Origin of the sequence: Bradyrhizobium sp. SPXBL-04, from assembly GCF_051853035.1 — a bacterium.
Lineage (GTDB): Bacteria > Pseudomonadota > Alphaproteobacteria > Rhizobiales > Xanthobacteraceae > Bradyrhizobium > Bradyrhizobium zhanjiangense.
Window position 1 is genome coordinate 6,976,095 of record NZ_CP182472.1, and the last position, 14,620, is coordinate 6,990,714.

Genomic DNA, 14,620 nt, shown 5'->3' on the forward strand with positions numbered 1-14,620 from the left:
AGAGCGTCACCCATACCGATGCTTGTACCGGTCCACCGCCAGCGCGCTCACGTCGATGTCGGGCTTCTTGCCCGACAGCATGTCCGCGAGCACGCGCGCTGAACCGCAGGACATGGTCCAGCCGAGCGTGCCGTGGCCGGTGTTGAGGTGGAGATTGGTGTATTGCGTCGGGCCGATCACGGGCGGGCCGTCCGGCGTCATCGGACGCAGGCCGCTCCAGAACGTCGCCTTGGCGAGATCGCCGCCGCGCGGGAACAGGTCGGTCAGCGAATGGTCCAGCGTCGCACGGCGCGCATCATAGAGCTTGTCCGAGTAGCCGGAGATTTCCGCCGTGCCGCCGACGCGGATGCGATTGCCGAGGCGGGTGATCGCGACCTTGTAGCTCTCGTCCATCACGGTCGATTCCGGCGCGCCGGAGGCGTCCTTGATCGGCACCGTGATCGAATAGCCCTTCACCGGATAGACCGGCAGCGAGATGCCAAGCGGCGCAACGAGCCGTGACGACCAGCTTCCGAGCGCGAGGACGTAAGTGTCTGCCTGTAACAGGCCGACACTGGTCGCGACGCCGCTGACACGCGCGCCATCGGTGACAATGCGGTCGATGCCTGTGTTGAATATGAAGCGCACGCCGAGCGCCTGGGCATGCTTGGCCAGCGCCTGCGTGAACATGTGGCAGTCGCCGGTCTCATCCTGCGGCAAGCGAAGCCCGCCGACGAACTTCTCCTTCACGCCGCCGAGCGCCGGCTCGACCGCAATGCAGCCCTCGCGGCTCAGCACCTCGAAAGGCACGCCGTACTGCTTGAGCACGGCGATATCCTCGGCCGTACCGTCGAGCTGCGCCTGGTAGCGGAACAGCTGGAGCGTTCCTTTCGAGCGCTCGTCATATTGAATGCCGATGTCGCGGCGCAGATCGCGCAAGGAATCGCGGCTGTATTCCGCGATCGGGATCATCCGGCTCTTGTTGACCGCGTAGCGCGCGCTGGTGCAGTTGCGCAGCATCTTGAGCAGCCAGACCCACATCACCGGATCGAGCTTCGGCCGGATCACCAGCGGGCCGTGCTTCATCAACAGCCATTTGATCGCCTTTACCGGCACGCCGGGGCCGGCCCAGGGCGAGGAATAGCCCGGCGACACTTCGCCGGCGTTGGCAAACGAGGTTTCCAGCGCAGGCTCGGGCTGGCGGTCGATGACCGTCACCTCATGGCCGGCACGCGCGAGGTAGTAGGCAGAGGTGACACCGATGACACCGCTGCCGAGGATCAAGACTTTCACGCTTCGTCAAACTCCCGCGGCATCACGCGCCGCTGCAAGAAGAAACTCCGTGAACCGCGGGAGCAATTATCAGGCCACCTTCTTGATGGCGTCGCCGAGGATCGAGACCATCTGGTCGATGTGGCTCTTCTCGACGATGAGCGGAGGCGACATCGCGAAGCTGTCGCCGCTCATGCGCAGGTAGAGGCCGGTGTTGAAGCAATCGACCATGACGTCGTAGCCGCGGGCACCGACCGCACCGCCGCGCGGCGCCAGCTCCACCGCACCCATCAGGCCGCAATTGCGGATGTCGACGACATTCGGCAGGCCCTTCAGCGAATGCAGCGCATCGCGCCAATATTCGGCGATCGACGCACCGCGCGTGAGCAGGCCTTCATCCTTGTAGATGTCGAGCGTCGCGATGCCGGCCGCGCAGGCGGTTGGATGCGCCGAATAGGTGTAGCCGTGGAACAGCTCCATCTGGTTCTCGGGGCCGACCATCAGGCCGTCATGCACCTTGCGGCTCGCAAACACCGCGCCGCAGGGAATGGTGCCGTTGGTGATGCCCTTGGCCGTCGTCATCAGGTCCGGCGTGACGCCGAAGAAGTTGGCGGCGAACGGCATGCCGAGGCGGCCGAAACCGGTGATGACCTCGTCGAAGATGAGGAGGATGCCGTGCTTGTCGCAGATCTCGCGCAGGCGCTGCAGATAGCCCTTCGGCGGCGGCAGCACCGCGGTCGAGCCCGGCACCGGCTCGACGATGACGGCGGCGATGGTCTCGGCACCGTGCAGGGCCACCAGACGCTCGAGATCGTCGGCAAGCTCGGCGCCGTGCTCAGGCTGGTCCTTGGCGAAGGCGTTGCGGGTGAGATCGTGGGTGTGGCGGATGTGGTCGACGCCCGGCAGCAGGGTGGCGAAGGCGCGGCGATTGGCGACCATGCCGCCGACCGAGGTGCCGCCGAAGCCGACGCCGTGATAGCCGCGCTCACGGCCGATCAGGCGGGTGCGGCTGGCCTGGCCGTTGGCGCGGTGATAGGCGAGCGCGATCTTCAGCGCGGTATCGACCGATTCGGATCCGGAGTTGGTGAAGAAGACGCGATCGAGGCCCTTCGGCGCGATCTCGGCGAGCCGCTCGGCGAAGTCGAACGCCAGCGGATGGCCCATCTGGAACGACGGTGCGAAGTCCAGCGTCATGAGCTGCCGCTCGACCGCAGCAGCAATCTGCTTGCGGCCGTGACCGGCATTGACGCACCACAGGCCCGCGGAGCCGTCGATCACCTTGCGGCCGTCGACGGTGGTGTAGTGCATCCCCTCGGCGGAGGAGAACAGGCGCGGCGCCTTCTTGAACTGCCGGTTGGCCGTGAACGGCATCCAGAACGAGTCGGTCTTGATAGTGTTCGGAATCTGATGAAGGGTCACGGCCGCGCTCCTTTGCTGACCTGCTACCAGAGCCACGGCTCATAAGGCGCAACAAGTCCTTTTCTGATCAGCTGCAAACCATTGATTTCACTAGGGCTGTCGGTCCATATTTGCGCGATCCGCAACACCTGCAACACGAGACCAAGGCATGAGCGTCGACATCGGTGGACGGCTGCGATTCATCCGGGCGCGCCACAAGCTGTCGCAGCGTGAGCTGGCAAAGCGAGCAGGCGTCACCAATTCGACGATCTCGCTGATCGAATCCAACCAGATGAACCCGTCGGTCGGCGCGCTCAAGCGCATCCTCGACGGCATCCCGATGGGGCTCGCCGAGTTCTTCGCGCTGGAGCCGGAGTCGAGGCGCAAGATCTTCTACCGCGCCGAGGAGCTGACCGAGGTCGGCAAGAAGCCGATCTCCTACCAACAAGTCGGCGACAATCTGTTCGGCCGCAGCCTGCAGATCCTGAAGGAGCGTTACGAGCCCGGCAGCGATACCGGGCGCGTCCACCTCGTCCATGATGGCGAGGAAGGCGGCATCGTGATCTCCGGAAAGCTCGAAGTGACCGTCGAGGATGAGCGCCGCATCCTCAATCCGGGCGATGCCTATTATTTCGAGAGCCGCCGCCCGCATCGCTTCCGCTGCGTCGGCGGCAAGCCGTGCGAAGTGATCTCGGCCTGCACGCCGCCGACGTTCTGAAGCGAGCCCGCGTCGGCCCGCCAGCCTTCTTGCGCTAACTCAAGGAATTTGGTCACGCTCGAATTCTCAGCGCGCTTGAGCCACCTCAATGTCCGCTGGCCGAACCTGGGCTAACGGTCATCACGTAGCCGAGCAGCCTCGCGCAAAAGGTGCTGAGGTTATGGCCCCGGACTCCTAGGCACTCCGGGGCCGCTTTGTTCCGGAACGGCAACTAGAACTGCGCCAACAACTCCTCGATCCTGATCGGAAAGCGGCGGACACGCACGCCGGTCGCATGCCAGACCGCGTTGGCGACCGCGCCGGCGCTGCCGGTGATTCCGATCTCGCCGACACCCTTGATGCCCAGCGCATTGACGTGGGGGTCATGCTCCTCGACCGTGATCACGTCGAGCGGCGGCACGTCGGCATTTACGGGGATGTGGTACTCGCCGAGATTGGCGTTCATGATCCGGCCGCTGCGGCGGTCGGTGATGGCCTCCTCGTGCAGCGCGAAGGACAGACCCCAGATCATGCCGCCGAACAGCTGGCTCTGCACCATCCGCGGATTGACGATGCGTCCCGCCGCGAAGGCGCCAACCATGCGGGTGACCCGGACCTGGCCGAGCTCGGGATCGACCTTCACCTCCGCGAACACCGCGCCGTGGGCGTGCATCGCGTATTCCTCCATCGCCGCAGGGTTCGGCGCGCCGGTGCCGCGCGCCTCGACCTCGGAGACGCCAGCGCGTGCCAGGATCTCGGCATAGCTCTCGCCGCGGCCCAGGTCGTCGCGCCGAAACAGCTTTCCGTCGCGCGCGACCACGCCGGCATTGCCGGCACCGAACAGTGGCGAGCGCTCATCGTTCGTGGCGAGATCGGCGAGCTTTGCAATCACGGCCGCGCCGGCGCTGTGGATCGCCGCACCAGCGGTCGCGGTGTGCGCCGAGCCGCCGGCGATGCCAGCATCGGGCAGGTCGGACGTGCCGGCCTTGAACGTGAGGCGGTCCATGTCGAGACCGACCGCATCGGCGGCGATTTGCGCCAATGCCGTCCAGGCGCCCTGCCCCATGTCATGCGCGCCGATCTCCATGGCGCCGGAGCCGTCACGGCGGATCACCGCGCGGGCCTCGGCCTGGAACATCAGCGCCGGGAAGGTCGCGGTGCCCATGCCCCAGCCGACCAGCAGGCCGGCATCGTCGCGCATCTGCCGTGGCTGGAGCGAGCGCTTCGCCCAGCCGAAGCGCGCCGCGCCCTGCTCGTAGCAGGCGCGCAACGCTTTCGAGGAGAAGGGCTTGCCGGTGATCGGCTCCACCTCGGCGTAGTTCTTGAGGCGAAAGGCCAGCGGATCCATGCCGCAGGCCCAGGCCATCTCGTCGATCGCACTTTCGAGCGCGATCGATCCTGTCGCCTCGCCGGGCGCGCGCATGAACAACGGCGTGCCGGTGTTGACACGCACGGCGTCATGCGAGGTGCGGATTGCAGGGGCTGCATAGAGCGAGTGCGAGGCGCCGGCCGCGGGCTCGTAGAAATCGTCGAACGTGCTCGACACAGTGCGGGCATGATGATCGAGCGCGGTCAGATGCCCCTTACCGTCGGCGCCGATGCGCAACCGCTGGCGCGTCGGCGCGCGATGGCCGACCGGGCCGTACATCTGCTCACGGCGCAGCACGAGCTTGACCGGCCTGCCGACCAGCTTGGCCGCCATGATACCGAGCGTCGGCGGGCCGGCCATCAGCCCCTTGGAGCCGAAGCCGCCGCCGAGGAACGGGCTGCGGATGTGGATCTTGTCGTGCGCGATGCCGAACAATTCGGCGATACGCGCCAGCGACATTGTCAAACCCTGGGTCGGCATGTCGACCGACAGTTTGTCGCCGTTCCAGCTGGCGACGATCGCATGCGGCTCCATCGCGTTGTGATATTGCGGCGGCGTCTCGTAAACCGCGTCGATCTGCTTCTCGGCCGAGGCAAGGCCCGCCTCGACATCGCCGTGGTGATGCTCCGCGGGATTGCCGACGCCGACGACCGGCGGCACGAAACTTTCGCCGGCATCGAGACCGATCAGCGCGGGCAGCGTCTCGTAACGCGGCGCCAGCAGCGCCGCGCCTTCCGTTGCGGCCTCCAGCGTCTCGGCGATCACGACGGCGATCGGCTGATTGGCGTAGCGGACCTCATTGCTCTGCAGCACTTCCATCCGGAACACGAATGGATTGGTCTTGATCTCCGGGTCGACCGCGAGCTGCGGCTTGTGGTCCGGCGTCATGACGTCGACGATGCCGGGATGGCGCTTGGCAGCGGCGACATCGAGCGAGGTCACACGGCCGCGCGAAATGCTGGCGACGGCCATCACCGCAAACAGCATGCCGGGCGGATGATTGTCGGCGGCATAGATCGCCTGCCCCTTGACCTTGAGGATGCCGTCGCGGCGGGTCAGCGGCTGGCCGATATTCGAGCCGTGGCGCAGATGGGCGGGCGCACTGGTCAGGTTGAGCTCAGGCATGGATGGCTCCGGAGGTCGAGGCAAAGGGAGAGGCCGGCAGCGCCGGCAGGCGCGCGGGCGTACCGGCTGCGGCCAGCGTCAACGCGCGCACGAGAATGCGGTGCGCGAGCTCGATCTTGTAAGCATTGTCGCCGGACGGCTTTGCATCGGTGAGCGCGCGGCTGGCGGCTTCCCGGAAGGCGTCGGCCGTGGGCGCGACGCTCCTCAGAACATCCTCCGCGGCGCGCGCACGCCAGGGCTTTGCCGCGACGCCGCCAAGCGCGAGCCGCGCCTCCACGATCTTGCCGCTCTCGATCCGCAATGCGGCCGCAGCCGATACCACGGCAAAGGCATAGGACGTACGTTCGCGAACCTTGAGGTAGCGCGCATGCGCGGCAAAGCCGCGCGCCGCAGGCGGCAGGCGCACCGCAGTGATGAGGTCGCCGGGCTCGAGCGCCGACTCGCGCTCCGGGGTATTGCCGGGCAGGCGGTGCAGTCCGTCGAGCGCGATCTCGCGCCGGCCGTTCCTGCCCTCGATCTCGACGACGGCGTCGAGTGCGACCAGCGGCACACAGAAATCGGACGGATGCGTGGCGATGCAGTTCTCGCTCCAGCCGAGCACGGCATGGCTGCGGTTCTCGCCCTCACGCGCATCGCAACCGCTGCCGGCCTCGCGCTTGTTGCAGCGGCTCGCGGTGTCGTAGAAATATGCGCAGCGCGTCCGTTGCAGGAGATTGCCGCCGACCGTCGCGGCGTTGCGCAGTTGCGCGGATGCACCGGAGAGCAGCGCTTCGGCGACCGCGGGATACGATCTCGCGAACTCGGTGTCATGAGCGAGATCGGCGTTGCTCACGAGCGCGCCGATCCGCGACGACCCGTCGGCGAGGCGCTCGATCCCGTCGAGCCCATCGAGATGCGTGACGTCGACGAGACGATCCGGACGGCTGACGCCCCCCTTCATCAGATCGAGCAGATTGGTGCCTGCGGCGAGATAGACGGCGCCCTGCTGGGCCGCGGCGGCAACGGCCTCGGCGACCGTGGCGGGCCTGACATAATCGAACGGTTTCATGCGGAGCGCCTCTGATTGGATTCGTCCATGCGTCCTTGCGCGTCGAGCACGGCATCGACGATGCCGGCATAGGCGCCGCAGCGGCACAGATTGCCGCTCATGCATTCGCGGATGCGCTCGGGATCGTTGCCGGCCTGCGCCTCGCTCATCATGCCGATGGCGCTCATGATCTGGCCGGGGGTGCAGAAGCCGCACTGAAAGCCGTCATGGGCGATAAAGGCGGCCTGCACCGGATGAAGCTGGTCGCCGCGCGCAACGCCTTCGATGGTGAGGATGTCGGCGCCGTCATGGCTGATGGCGAGTGCGAGGCAGGAGTTGATGCGCTTGCCGTCGACGAGAATGGTGCAGGCACCGCACTGGCCGCGGTCGCATCCTTTCTTGGTTCCGGTCAGATGAAGGCGCTCACGCAGGAGATCGAGCAGCGTGACGCGCGGATCGTCGAGGACGAATTCGCGCCGCGCACCGTTCACGGTGAGGCTGATGGAGTGGTTCATACAAGGCTCCGATCAGATATGGACATGACTAGTCGTGCAGCGCGCCACCGCCGTGGCCGCCGTCAACGTGGCGTCGCCCGGACATGATGCGGCCGACGCTCAAGCGAAGATACGGAGGCACCCTCCGTTTAACAAGAGCCGCTCGGAAATATTTGGAATTCGTCAAAAGCCCATGCGCGTACAACGCGATGCGGCTCGCCAAGGGTTCAAGAAGTGTTCAATCTAACCAATTCGTGATCTACATTGCCTGATATGGACGACCACACCGACCAGACCCGAAAGCCCCGCGCCGACGCCGTGCGCAATCGCGAGCGCGTGCTCGAAGCGGCGAAGCTGGTGTTCAGCGCGGGCGGCCCCGAAGCGAGCCTGGAAGCGGTCGCCAAACGCGCGGGCGTCGGCATCGGCACGCTCTACCGCCATTTTCCCACGCGCGAGGATCTGTTCGAGGCGGTGTACCGGCGCGAGGTCGAGCAGCTCAGCGAACTCGCCGAACAGCTGAAGAACGCCAAGGACCCCGTCGATGCGCTCAGGCGCTGGCTGCGCTCAGGTGTCGAATTCGTCGCCACCAAGAAGGGGATGATGGCAGCCCTGGCGCTCGCGGTGCAGAGCGGGTCCGAGTTGCACGCCTTCTCGTTCGATCGGCTGACGAAGGCGACCGGCTCGCTGCTCGACCGCGCAATCGCGGCCGGCGAGATGCGCGCCGACATCAGTGCCGAGGACTTGCTGCGCGCGTTCTTCGGCATGTGCTACATCCACGACCAGCCCGGCTGGCAGTCAACCGCGCTGCGGCTCCTCGACGTGTTCATCGACGGGCTGCGGGTGCAGCCAGAGAAGGCCAAGGCGCGCGCAGCCAGGCCAGCGAAATCGGCGCCGAGGCGGAAGCGGTAGGCGCGGAGATGTGCTAGCATCGCCACCGTCGGGATATCGACGCGGAGCCTGTCATGCGCATCGCAGCCTTGGTCGTCGCCCTCACGATTGCCCTTAGTCTCCTCGCCGCACGCGCCGGCGATGTCACGGCGGCGCAAAGCGTCATCCGCGCCCAGGAGCAAGCCTTCGTTCGCGACGATGCGACGGCGGCCTATTCCTATGCGGCACCGGCGATCAAGGAGATCTTTCCCGCACCCGACATCTTCATGTCCATGGTGCAGAACGGCTACGCGCCGGTCTATCGTCACAAGAGTTTCGAATTTGGCGAGAGCAAGACCGACGGCGACTGGATCGCCCAGCGCGTCCATATCATCGATGCCAATGGCGAGGCCTGGGAGGCGCTCTACACGCTCGAGCAACAGCCGGATGGCAGCTACAAGATCACCGGCTGCTCGCTGCTGAAGGCGGGACAGTCCGTTTAGGTGGCAAAACCCGGGCCGGTCTTGACCGAGCCCATCCGCGAGCGGATCAAGAGCAGCACGACGATGCCGATGTTCAGCGCATTCCACGCCACGCCGTTCGCGAATGCCGCGGCATACGAGCCGGTGGCATCGAAGATGACGCCCGACACCCAGCCACCGAAGGACATGCCGAACACGGACGCAAAGATCACGATGCCGACGCGCGTTGCGGCTTCGCTCGCCGGCATCGCCTCGCGCACGATGATGGCATAGCTCGGCACGATGCCGCCCTGGAACAGGCCGAACATCGCCGAGATCAGATAAAGCGAAGTGAGGCTATCGAAGAACAAATAGAACACCAGCGCAAAGCCCTGCGCCAGCGATCCCACCAGCAGCGTGCGGATGCCGCCGATCTTGTCGGCGAGATAGCCCGACCCGATCCGGCTGACGATGCCGCAGCCCATCATCAAGGACAGCATCTCGGCACCACGCGCCACGCCATAACCGAGATCGCCGCAATAGGCGACGATATGCACCTGCGGCATCGCCATGGCGACGCAGCAGGAGATGCTGGCGATCGAGAGCAGCACCGTCAGCGTGTTGGTCGACAGCTTGAGATCGACCCGCGGCGGCGGCGCATTGGCATGATCGCGGATATGGTCGTCGCCCATCTGCGCGCGCAGGACGAGGACCAGAAGTGCAATCGTGCTCGCGCAGACGAGGCCGATGCCGATATGGGTGTAGCGCCAGCCGGCGGTCTGCGTGCCCCAGCTCACGATCGGCGGCCACATCGTGCCGGCGACATAATTGCCGCTGGCGACGATGGTCACCGCAAGTCCGCGATAGCGCTCGAACCAATGCGAGGCTTCCGCCATCAGCGGCGCGAAAGTCGCGGAGGTGCCGAGCCCGATCAGGAAATACGCCGCCACGAACTGCCAGAGCTGCGTCGACAGCCCCGCGAGCACGTTGGCGATGCCGAGAAAGGCGATGCTGATCGCCATCGCCGGCACGATGCCGAACCGGTCGGTGATCTTGCCGGCGATCACGCCGCCCAGCCCAAAACCGAACATCATCAGCGTGAAAGCCAGCGACACCGCGCCGCGTGTGGCACCGAATTCGGTCTGCACCACGGGAATCACGACCACGACCGCCCACATGCCGACGGCGCCGATCGAGCCGATCAGGAGCGCAATGACCAGCCGTATCCAAGCCTGACGCGAATCAGGGGTGAATGAAGCCGGGGTTTGTCCTGGATGATTTGGCGCGTGCACGGAACGGACCATGTTCGTTGATTGCCACATGGTCAAGCATCGTGGCGCGATATTGGGCATGCGCGGTGCACTGCGGTAAGAAGGAGCTTGGCGAACGCGGGTTTTGCCACTAGTTTGCAATCAGCGTGTGCAACATTGCCGCGCGGGGAACATGTCGGCGGAATGCTGTTGCGATTGACACGATCGATGCGGATCAGGGTGGGGCGCCTCGTTGCCCTCGCCTATCTGTTCTGCGTGCTCGCGCCCGCAGCAGCGCTCGCCTGGGGCAGCGGTCCGGCACCGTGCCTTGCGGACGAGGCCCCGCTCGCCGATCTCGCGCCGGCGCACCACCAGATGCAGGCAAGCCATCAGCATGGCGCTCCCTCGCATGACCACGCGGGAGCGCATGCGCATCACCAGACCGCTGCGCAGGACGCGCCCGCTCCGCATCATCATGGCGGCAAGGGCACCACCGGACCGTGCTGCGGGATGATGTGCGTGAGTGCGCTGCCGACCGATCTGCCCAGCGTCGCCAAGCCGCTTCAGCCCATCTCCGCCTGCGCGCCCGAGATCGTGGCCAGCCTGCACAGCGCGACGCCGCCCCTGCACTACCGCCCTCCCATCGCCTGATCTGACGCGACGACCTCAGGCCGAGCGCGCGTCTGCGCGCGAACCTGTGGTCTTTACGGACAGATCAGGGATGAATCATGTTGACGCTTTCCGGGGCGAAGTCCGCCGCCGCATCCGCGGCGCGTGGACGACATTTTCTATTTAGTTGGTCGCTGCTGACCGTGATTGTGCTGGCGTTGGCCGGCTGCATGCCCGCAACGACACACATCGCCGCCGCGGATCCTGCCGATCCCGCGGCCAAGGTGGCGCCGACCATCTATCGTTCCACGATCGCGCCCTACAGCAGCCTGCGGCCGGCGACGCCGGCACCATGGCGCGAGCGCAACGAGAATGTCGCGCCGCAGCCGAAGCAAGACCGGTAGGAGCGCGCCATGGCACATCATTTCGCGCGAAGCCTGCTCGTTCTCGCTGCGCTCAGTCTGTCCGGTTGCGCCGCGTTGTCGCCCGACAGCGGCATGACGACAGTCTCGGAGCTGACGAGCCAGAGCATCAGCAAGGACGTCGCCTTCGTGCGAACAAGCGAGGGAGAGGGCGCAGTTGACGGGCGCATGCGCCAGCTGCTGTCGCGGACATTGACCGCAGACACTGCCGTGCAGATCGCGCTGCTCAACAACAAGGGGCTGCAAGCGGCCTACAACGAGCTGGCGCTGGCCGAGACCGATCTGGTCGAGCAGAGCCTGCCGCCCAATCCTGTGTTCTCGATCTCGCGGATCTCAGGCAATGGCGCCAGCGAGATCGAGCGCCAGGTGGTGGGTGACATCCTCGCGCTCGCCACCCTGCCGTTCCGCTCCGACATCGCCCGCGACCGTTTTCGCCAGGCCCAATTGCGCGCGGCACTGGCAACATTGCGGCTCGCCGCCGACGTCCGCCGCGCTTATTGGCGCGCCGTTGCCGGCAACGAGATGGTGGTGCTGCTGACGGACGCGAAGGCGACGGCGGAATCGACCGCACAGCTCGCGGTCAAGCTCGGCGAAACCGGCTCGCTCAACAAGCTCGACCAGGCGCGCGAGCAGGTGTTTTACGCCGAGACCACCGCCGACCTCGCCACCGCACGGCAGACGGCAGCGAGCGCACGCGAAAGGCTCGCACGCCTGATGGGACTGTGGGACGGCGGCCTCGACTTCCGCCTGCCGAACGCGTTGCCGCCGCTGCCGCGCCGACCGCACACATTGCCTTCGATCGAAACCGACGCGGTGGCCCATCGCATTGACCTGCAGATCGCGCGGCTGGAGCTGACGGCGCTGGCGAAATCGCTGAATCTCACCGAGGCGACGCGCTTCGTCACCCTGCTCGATCTAGCCGGCATCTCCCGCCGCACCCAGGATCCGGAAGGTGCGCCGTTCCGCGAGCGCGGCTTCGACGTCCAGTTCCAGATCCCGATCTTCGACGGCGGCGAGGTCCGCGTGCGCCAGACGGCGGAAACCTACAATCTCGCCTTCAACCGCCTGACCGAGCGCGCCGTCAACGTCCGTTCGGAAGCACGCGACGCTTATCGCAGCTATCGCTCCAGCTACGACATCGCCAGCCACTACCAGCGCGAGATCATCCCCTTGCGAAAGATCATCACAGAGGAGATGCAGCTGCGTTTCTCCAGCATGCAGGTCGACATTTTTGCGCTGCTCACCGAGGCACGGCAGCGCCTGGCGTCGCTGCGCGGCGCCATCGATGCAAAGCAAAGGTTCTTCCTCGCCCAATCCGACCTACAGACCGTCGTCAACGGCGGCGGCTCGCCTGCGGCCGGCAGCGACAATCCAACCACCATCGCCGCGGCAGCGCCTGCCGATGGCGGCCACTGACATGGAGGCCGACATGTTTTCCCGCCGAGGATTTTTGGGCACAGCCGCGCTTGCCAGCGCCTCAGCCATCAGCGGCCGCGTCCAGGCCGCGTCGATTCCGGAGGCCCCGCACATGGACAAGGTGGTGATGCAGCCGCCGCTGCATCCGATCAGCGGTCCGGCCTACCGGCCCGTGGTCACGCTGAACGGCTGGTCGCTGCCGTTCCGCATGAACGGCGACTGGAAGGAATTCCATCTCGTCGCCGAGCCTGTGGTGCGCGAGTTCGCGGAAGGCATGAAGGTGAATTTGTGGGGCTACAACGGCCAGTCGCCGGGCCCGACCATCGAGGCGGTGGAGGGCGACAAGGTCCGCATCTTCGTCACGAACAGACTGCCCGAATACACCACCGTGCACTGGCACGGCATGATCATTCCGAGCGGCATGGACGGTGTCGGCGGGCTGACCCAGCCGCACATCCAGCCGGGAAAAACCTTCGTCTACGAATTCGAGATGAAGAAGAGCGGGACCTTCATGTACCACCCGCATTCCGACGAGATGGTGCAGATGGCGATGGGCATGATGGGCATGGTCGTCGTGCATCCGCGCAATCAAAACTTCCGGCCCGTCGACCGCGACTTCGTCTTCGTGATGAGCACTTATCGCGTCGATCCCGGCACCTATCTGCCGCTGGTCAATGAGATGACCGATTTCAATATGTGGACCTGGAACGCGCGGGTGTTTCCTGGCATCGATCCGCTGCCGGTCAGGCTCGGCGACAAGGTGCGCGTGCGCATCGGCAATCTCAGCATGACCAACCATCCCATCCACCTGCACGGCCACAGCTTTGCGGTGACCTGCACCGACGGTGGCTGGATTCCGGAGAGCGCGCAATATCCGGAGACGACGACCGACGTGCCGGTCGGCGCGGTGCGGGTGTTCGACGTGCTCGCCGACAATCCCGGCGACTGGGCCTTCCACTGCCACAAGTCGCACCACACCATGAATGCGATGGGACACGAGGTGCGCAATCTGATCGGCGTGTCGCGCAAGGATCTCGCGAAGGCCGTCGGTAAGCTCGCGCCTGACAGCATGGCGATGGGCTCGACCGGCATGGCGATGGGCAACATGGAGATGCCCGCGCCCGACAACACGCTGCCAATGATGACCGGCACCGGCCAGTTTGGGCCGATCGAGATGGGCGGCATGTTCACGGTGATGAAGATCCGCGAGGACCTCGCCCGCGACGACTACCGCGATCCCGGGCCCTACCAATTCCCGAAAGGCACCGTCGCCTACGAGGTCACGGCGCCAACCACAGAGCCGGCACGGCAAAAACCAGGCAGCCCCCCGATGAAGCACATGAAGATGTGAGCGTTTCGATGAACCACCAACTGGAGACTACAATGAAGAAGACCGTCACATTCGTCCTCGCGCTGGCAGCGCTCTCGATCTCGTCCGCCGGTGCGCACGAAAATCACGGCCATACGTCCTTTTCAGCGGGCGAGCCCGGCGATCCCAAAAAGCCGGCGCGCACCATCGAGATCGCGCTGAGCGAGATGTCGTACGATCCGTCGAACATCAACGTGAAGCGCGGCGAGCAGATCCGCTTCGTGCTGCGCAATGTCGGCAAGGAGGATCACGAGTTTCTGCTCGCCACACCGAAGGAGAATCTCGCGCATGCCGAGGTGATGAAGAAGCATCCGCACATGGAGCATGACGATCCGAACGGAGTGCGACTTGCCCCGAACAAGACGGCCGAGATCGTCTGGAAGTTCAGCAAGGCCGGCACGTTCGAATTTTCGTGCCTGATTCCCGACCACCGCGACTACGGCATGGTCGGCCACGTCACCGTGAAGTAAGCAATGGAGACCCCCATGAACCGCATCATCCGTATCACTGCAGCGCTGGCGCTGACGTTAGGCGTTGCCACTGGAGCCCTGGCAGCCGGGGCTGCCTCGATCAGTGGCGAGGTCAAGAAGATCGACGAGGGCGCCGGCAAGATCACGCTCAAGCACGGGCCGGCCAAGAGCCTCGGCATGGAAGAACCCATGACCATGGTCTACCGCGTCAAGGACACAGCGATGCTCAAGCAGGTGAAGGTCGGCGACAAGGTGACCTTCGAGGCCGAGGAGGCGGCATCGGGGTACACGGTGACGAAGATGGAGAAGGCGAAGTAGGCGACCGCTCTTCAGCCGTCATTCCGGGGCGCGCGCCTCTTGGCGCGAGCTATGATGCGCAATTGCGCATCAGAAAA

Annotated in this window: 15 protein-coding genes; 9 read left to right on the forward strand and 6 right to left on the reverse strand. The window is 65.5% G+C overall.

Translation table 11 applies throughout. From position 1 onward, the window contains the following. Positions 1-6 precede the first annotated feature (6 nt). Together ACNJX8_RS33325 and ACNJX8_RS33330 are read right to left on the reverse strand one after the other, a co-directional pair. Positions 7-1,272 carry a D-amino acid dehydrogenase gene (locus ACNJX8_RS33325; protein WP_439358207.1) on the reverse strand — a complete coding sequence of 422 codons (1,266 nt, stop codon included), beginning with the start codon at positions 1,270-1,272 and terminating at the stop codon, positions 7-9. 69 nt (positions 1,273-1,341) lie between these two features. After that, complete coding sequence (locus ACNJX8_RS33330; RefSeq protein WP_439358208.1) at positions 1,342-2,670, reverse strand: aspartate aminotransferase family protein; 1,329 nt, start codon at positions 2,668-2,670, stop codon at positions 1,342-1,344. A 148-nt stretch (positions 2,671-2,818) separates the two neighbouring features. Here ACNJX8_RS33330 and ACNJX8_RS33335 point away from each other — a divergent pair, with 148 nt between their 5' ends. Further along, a complete protein-coding gene (locus ACNJX8_RS33335) occupies positions 2,819-3,367 on the forward strand; it encodes a cupin domain-containing protein (RefSeq protein WP_038972074.1) in 549 nt (182 codons plus the stop codon). A 211-nt stretch (positions 3,368-3,578) separates the two neighbouring features. On the opposite strand, the gene ACNJX8_RS33340 is transcribed toward ACNJX8_RS33335, so the two are convergent. The 3 genes from ACNJX8_RS33340 to ACNJX8_RS33350 are packed head-to-tail and all read right to left on the reverse strand — an operon-like array spanning position 3,579 to position 7,382. Beyond that, positions 3,579-5,840: a xanthine dehydrogenase family protein molybdopterin-binding subunit gene (locus ACNJX8_RS33340; RefSeq protein ID WP_439358209.1), complete on the reverse strand. Its 2,262-nt coding sequence runs from the start codon at positions 5,838-5,840 to the stop codon at positions 3,579-3,581. Further along, the gene (locus ACNJX8_RS33345; RefSeq protein WP_439358210.1) at positions 5,833-6,888 is read right to left on the reverse strand and encodes an FAD binding domain-containing protein; all 1,056 of its coding nucleotides are present in this window, start codon (positions 6,886-6,888) and stop codon (positions 5,833-5,835) included. The genes ACNJX8_RS33340 and ACNJX8_RS33345 overlap by 8 nt, the downstream gene beginning before the upstream one ends. Next, positions 6,885-7,382 carry a (2Fe-2S)-binding protein gene (locus ACNJX8_RS33350; protein ID WP_128938320.1) on the reverse strand — a complete coding sequence of 166 codons (498 nt, stop codon included), beginning with the start codon at positions 7,380-7,382 and terminating at the stop codon, positions 6,885-6,887. Before ACNJX8_RS33350 ends, ACNJX8_RS33345 begins: the two co-directional genes overlap by 4 nt. Before the next feature lie 252 nt (positions 7,383-7,634). Here ACNJX8_RS33350 and ACNJX8_RS33355 point away from each other — a divergent pair, with 252 nt between their 5' ends. Continuing rightward, entirely contained in the window at positions 7,635-8,270 is a 636-nt protein-coding gene (locus ACNJX8_RS33355) for a TetR/AcrR family transcriptional regulator (RefSeq protein WP_439358211.1), read from the forward strand. Between the two features lie 53 nt (positions 8,271-8,323). Further along, on the forward strand, positions 8,324-8,731 hold the full coding sequence (locus ACNJX8_RS33360) for a DUF4864 domain-containing protein (RefSeq protein WP_439358212.1): 408 nt from the start codon (positions 8,324-8,326) through the stop codon (positions 8,729-8,731). Here the strand turns inward: ACNJX8_RS33360 and ACNJX8_RS33365 are convergent. Further along, positions 8,728-9,993 (reverse strand): MFS transporter, encoded by a 1,266-nt coding sequence (locus tag ACNJX8_RS33365; RefSeq protein ID WP_439362016.1) that lies wholly within the window; start codon positions 9,991-9,993, stop codon positions 8,728-8,730. The two genes, ACNJX8_RS33360 and ACNJX8_RS33365, sit on opposite strands and share 4 nt — an antisense overlap. A 174-nt stretch (positions 9,994-10,167) precedes the next feature. Here ACNJX8_RS33365 and ACNJX8_RS33370 point away from each other — a divergent pair, with 174 nt between their 5' ends. From ACNJX8_RS33370 to ACNJX8_RS33395, 6 genes are all read left to right on the forward strand, one after another. Next, complete coding sequence (locus ACNJX8_RS33370; protein ID WP_420809130.1) at positions 10,168-10,590, forward strand: hypothetical protein; 423 nt, start codon at positions 10,168-10,170, stop codon at positions 10,588-10,590. Positions 10,591-10,667: 77 nt separating this feature from the next. Next, positions 10,668-10,952, forward strand: coding sequence for a hypothetical protein (locus tag ACNJX8_RS33375; RefSeq protein WP_439358213.1), 285 nt, complete (start codon positions 10,668-10,670; stop codon positions 10,950-10,952). A gap of 9 nt (positions 10,953-10,961) precedes the next feature. Beyond that, positions 10,962-12,386, forward strand: a complete 1,425-nt coding sequence (locus tag ACNJX8_RS33380) for a TolC family protein (RefSeq protein WP_439358214.1) — start codon at positions 10,962-10,964, stop codon at positions 12,384-12,386. A gap of 13 nt (positions 12,387-12,399) precedes the next feature. After that, entirely contained in the window at positions 12,400-13,737 is a 1,338-nt protein-coding gene (locus ACNJX8_RS33385) for a copper oxidase (RefSeq protein ID WP_439358215.1), read from the forward strand. Between the two features lie 32 nt (positions 13,738-13,769). After that, positions 13,770-14,225, forward strand: coding sequence for a cupredoxin domain-containing protein (locus tag ACNJX8_RS33390; protein WP_439358216.1), 456 nt, complete (start codon positions 13,770-13,772; stop codon positions 14,223-14,225). A 15-nt stretch (positions 14,226-14,240) separates the two neighbouring features. Further along, positions 14,241-14,543 (forward strand): copper-binding protein, encoded by a 303-nt coding sequence (locus tag ACNJX8_RS33395; protein WP_128935888.1) that lies wholly within the window; start codon positions 14,241-14,243, stop codon positions 14,541-14,543. Positions 14,544-14,620: the final 77 nt, after the last annotated feature.

What these genes read in the sequence shown, in the direction of transcription:
- ACNJX8_RS33335 (WP_038972074.1), top strand. Translation starts at nt 2,819, where the DNA reads ATGAGCGTCGACATCGGTGGACGGCTGCGATTCATCCGGGCGCGCCAC.
- ACNJX8_RS33340 (WP_439358209.1), bottom strand. Translation starts at nt 5,840, where the DNA reads ATGCCTGAGCTCAACCTGACCAGTGCGCCCGCCCATCTGCGCCACGGC.
- ACNJX8_RS33345 (WP_439358210.1), bottom strand. Translation starts at nt 6,888, where the DNA reads ATGAAACCGTTCGATTATGTCAGGCCCGCCACGGTCGCCGAGGCCGTT.
- ACNJX8_RS33350 (WP_128938320.1), bottom strand. Translation starts at nt 7,382, where the DNA reads ATGAACCACTCCATCAGCCTCACCGTGAACGGTGCGCGGCGCGAATTC.
- ACNJX8_RS33355 (WP_439358211.1), top strand. Translation starts at nt 7,635, where the DNA reads ATGGACGACCACACCGACCAGACCCGAAAGCCCCGCGCCGACGCCGTG.
- ACNJX8_RS33360 (WP_439358212.1), top strand. Translation starts at nt 8,324, where the DNA reads ATGCGCATCGCAGCCTTGGTCGTCGCCCTCACGATTGCCCTTAGTCTC.
- ACNJX8_RS33365 (WP_439362016.1), bottom strand. Translation starts at nt 9,993, where the DNA reads ATGGTCCGTTCCGTGCACGCGCCAAATCATCCAGGACAAACCCCGGCT.
- ACNJX8_RS33370 (WP_420809130.1), top strand. Translation starts at nt 10,168, where the DNA reads ATGCGGATCAGGGTGGGGCGCCTCGTTGCCCTCGCCTATCTGTTCTGC.
- ACNJX8_RS33375 (WP_439358213.1), top strand. Translation starts at nt 10,668, where the DNA reads ATGTTGACGCTTTCCGGGGCGAAGTCCGCCGCCGCATCCGCGGCGCGT.
- ACNJX8_RS33380 (WP_439358214.1), top strand. Translation starts at nt 10,962, where the DNA reads ATGGCACATCATTTCGCGCGAAGCCTGCTCGTTCTCGCTGCGCTCAGT.
- ACNJX8_RS33385 (WP_439358215.1), top strand. Translation starts at nt 12,400, where the DNA reads ATGTTTTCCCGCCGAGGATTTTTGGGCACAGCCGCGCTTGCCAGCGCC.
- ACNJX8_RS33390 (WP_439358216.1), top strand. Translation starts at nt 13,770, where the DNA reads ATGAAGAAGACCGTCACATTCGTCCTCGCGCTGGCAGCGCTCTCGATC.
- ACNJX8_RS33395 (WP_128935888.1), top strand. Translation starts at nt 14,241, where the DNA reads ATGAACCGCATCATCCGTATCACTGCAGCGCTGGCGCTGACGTTAGGC.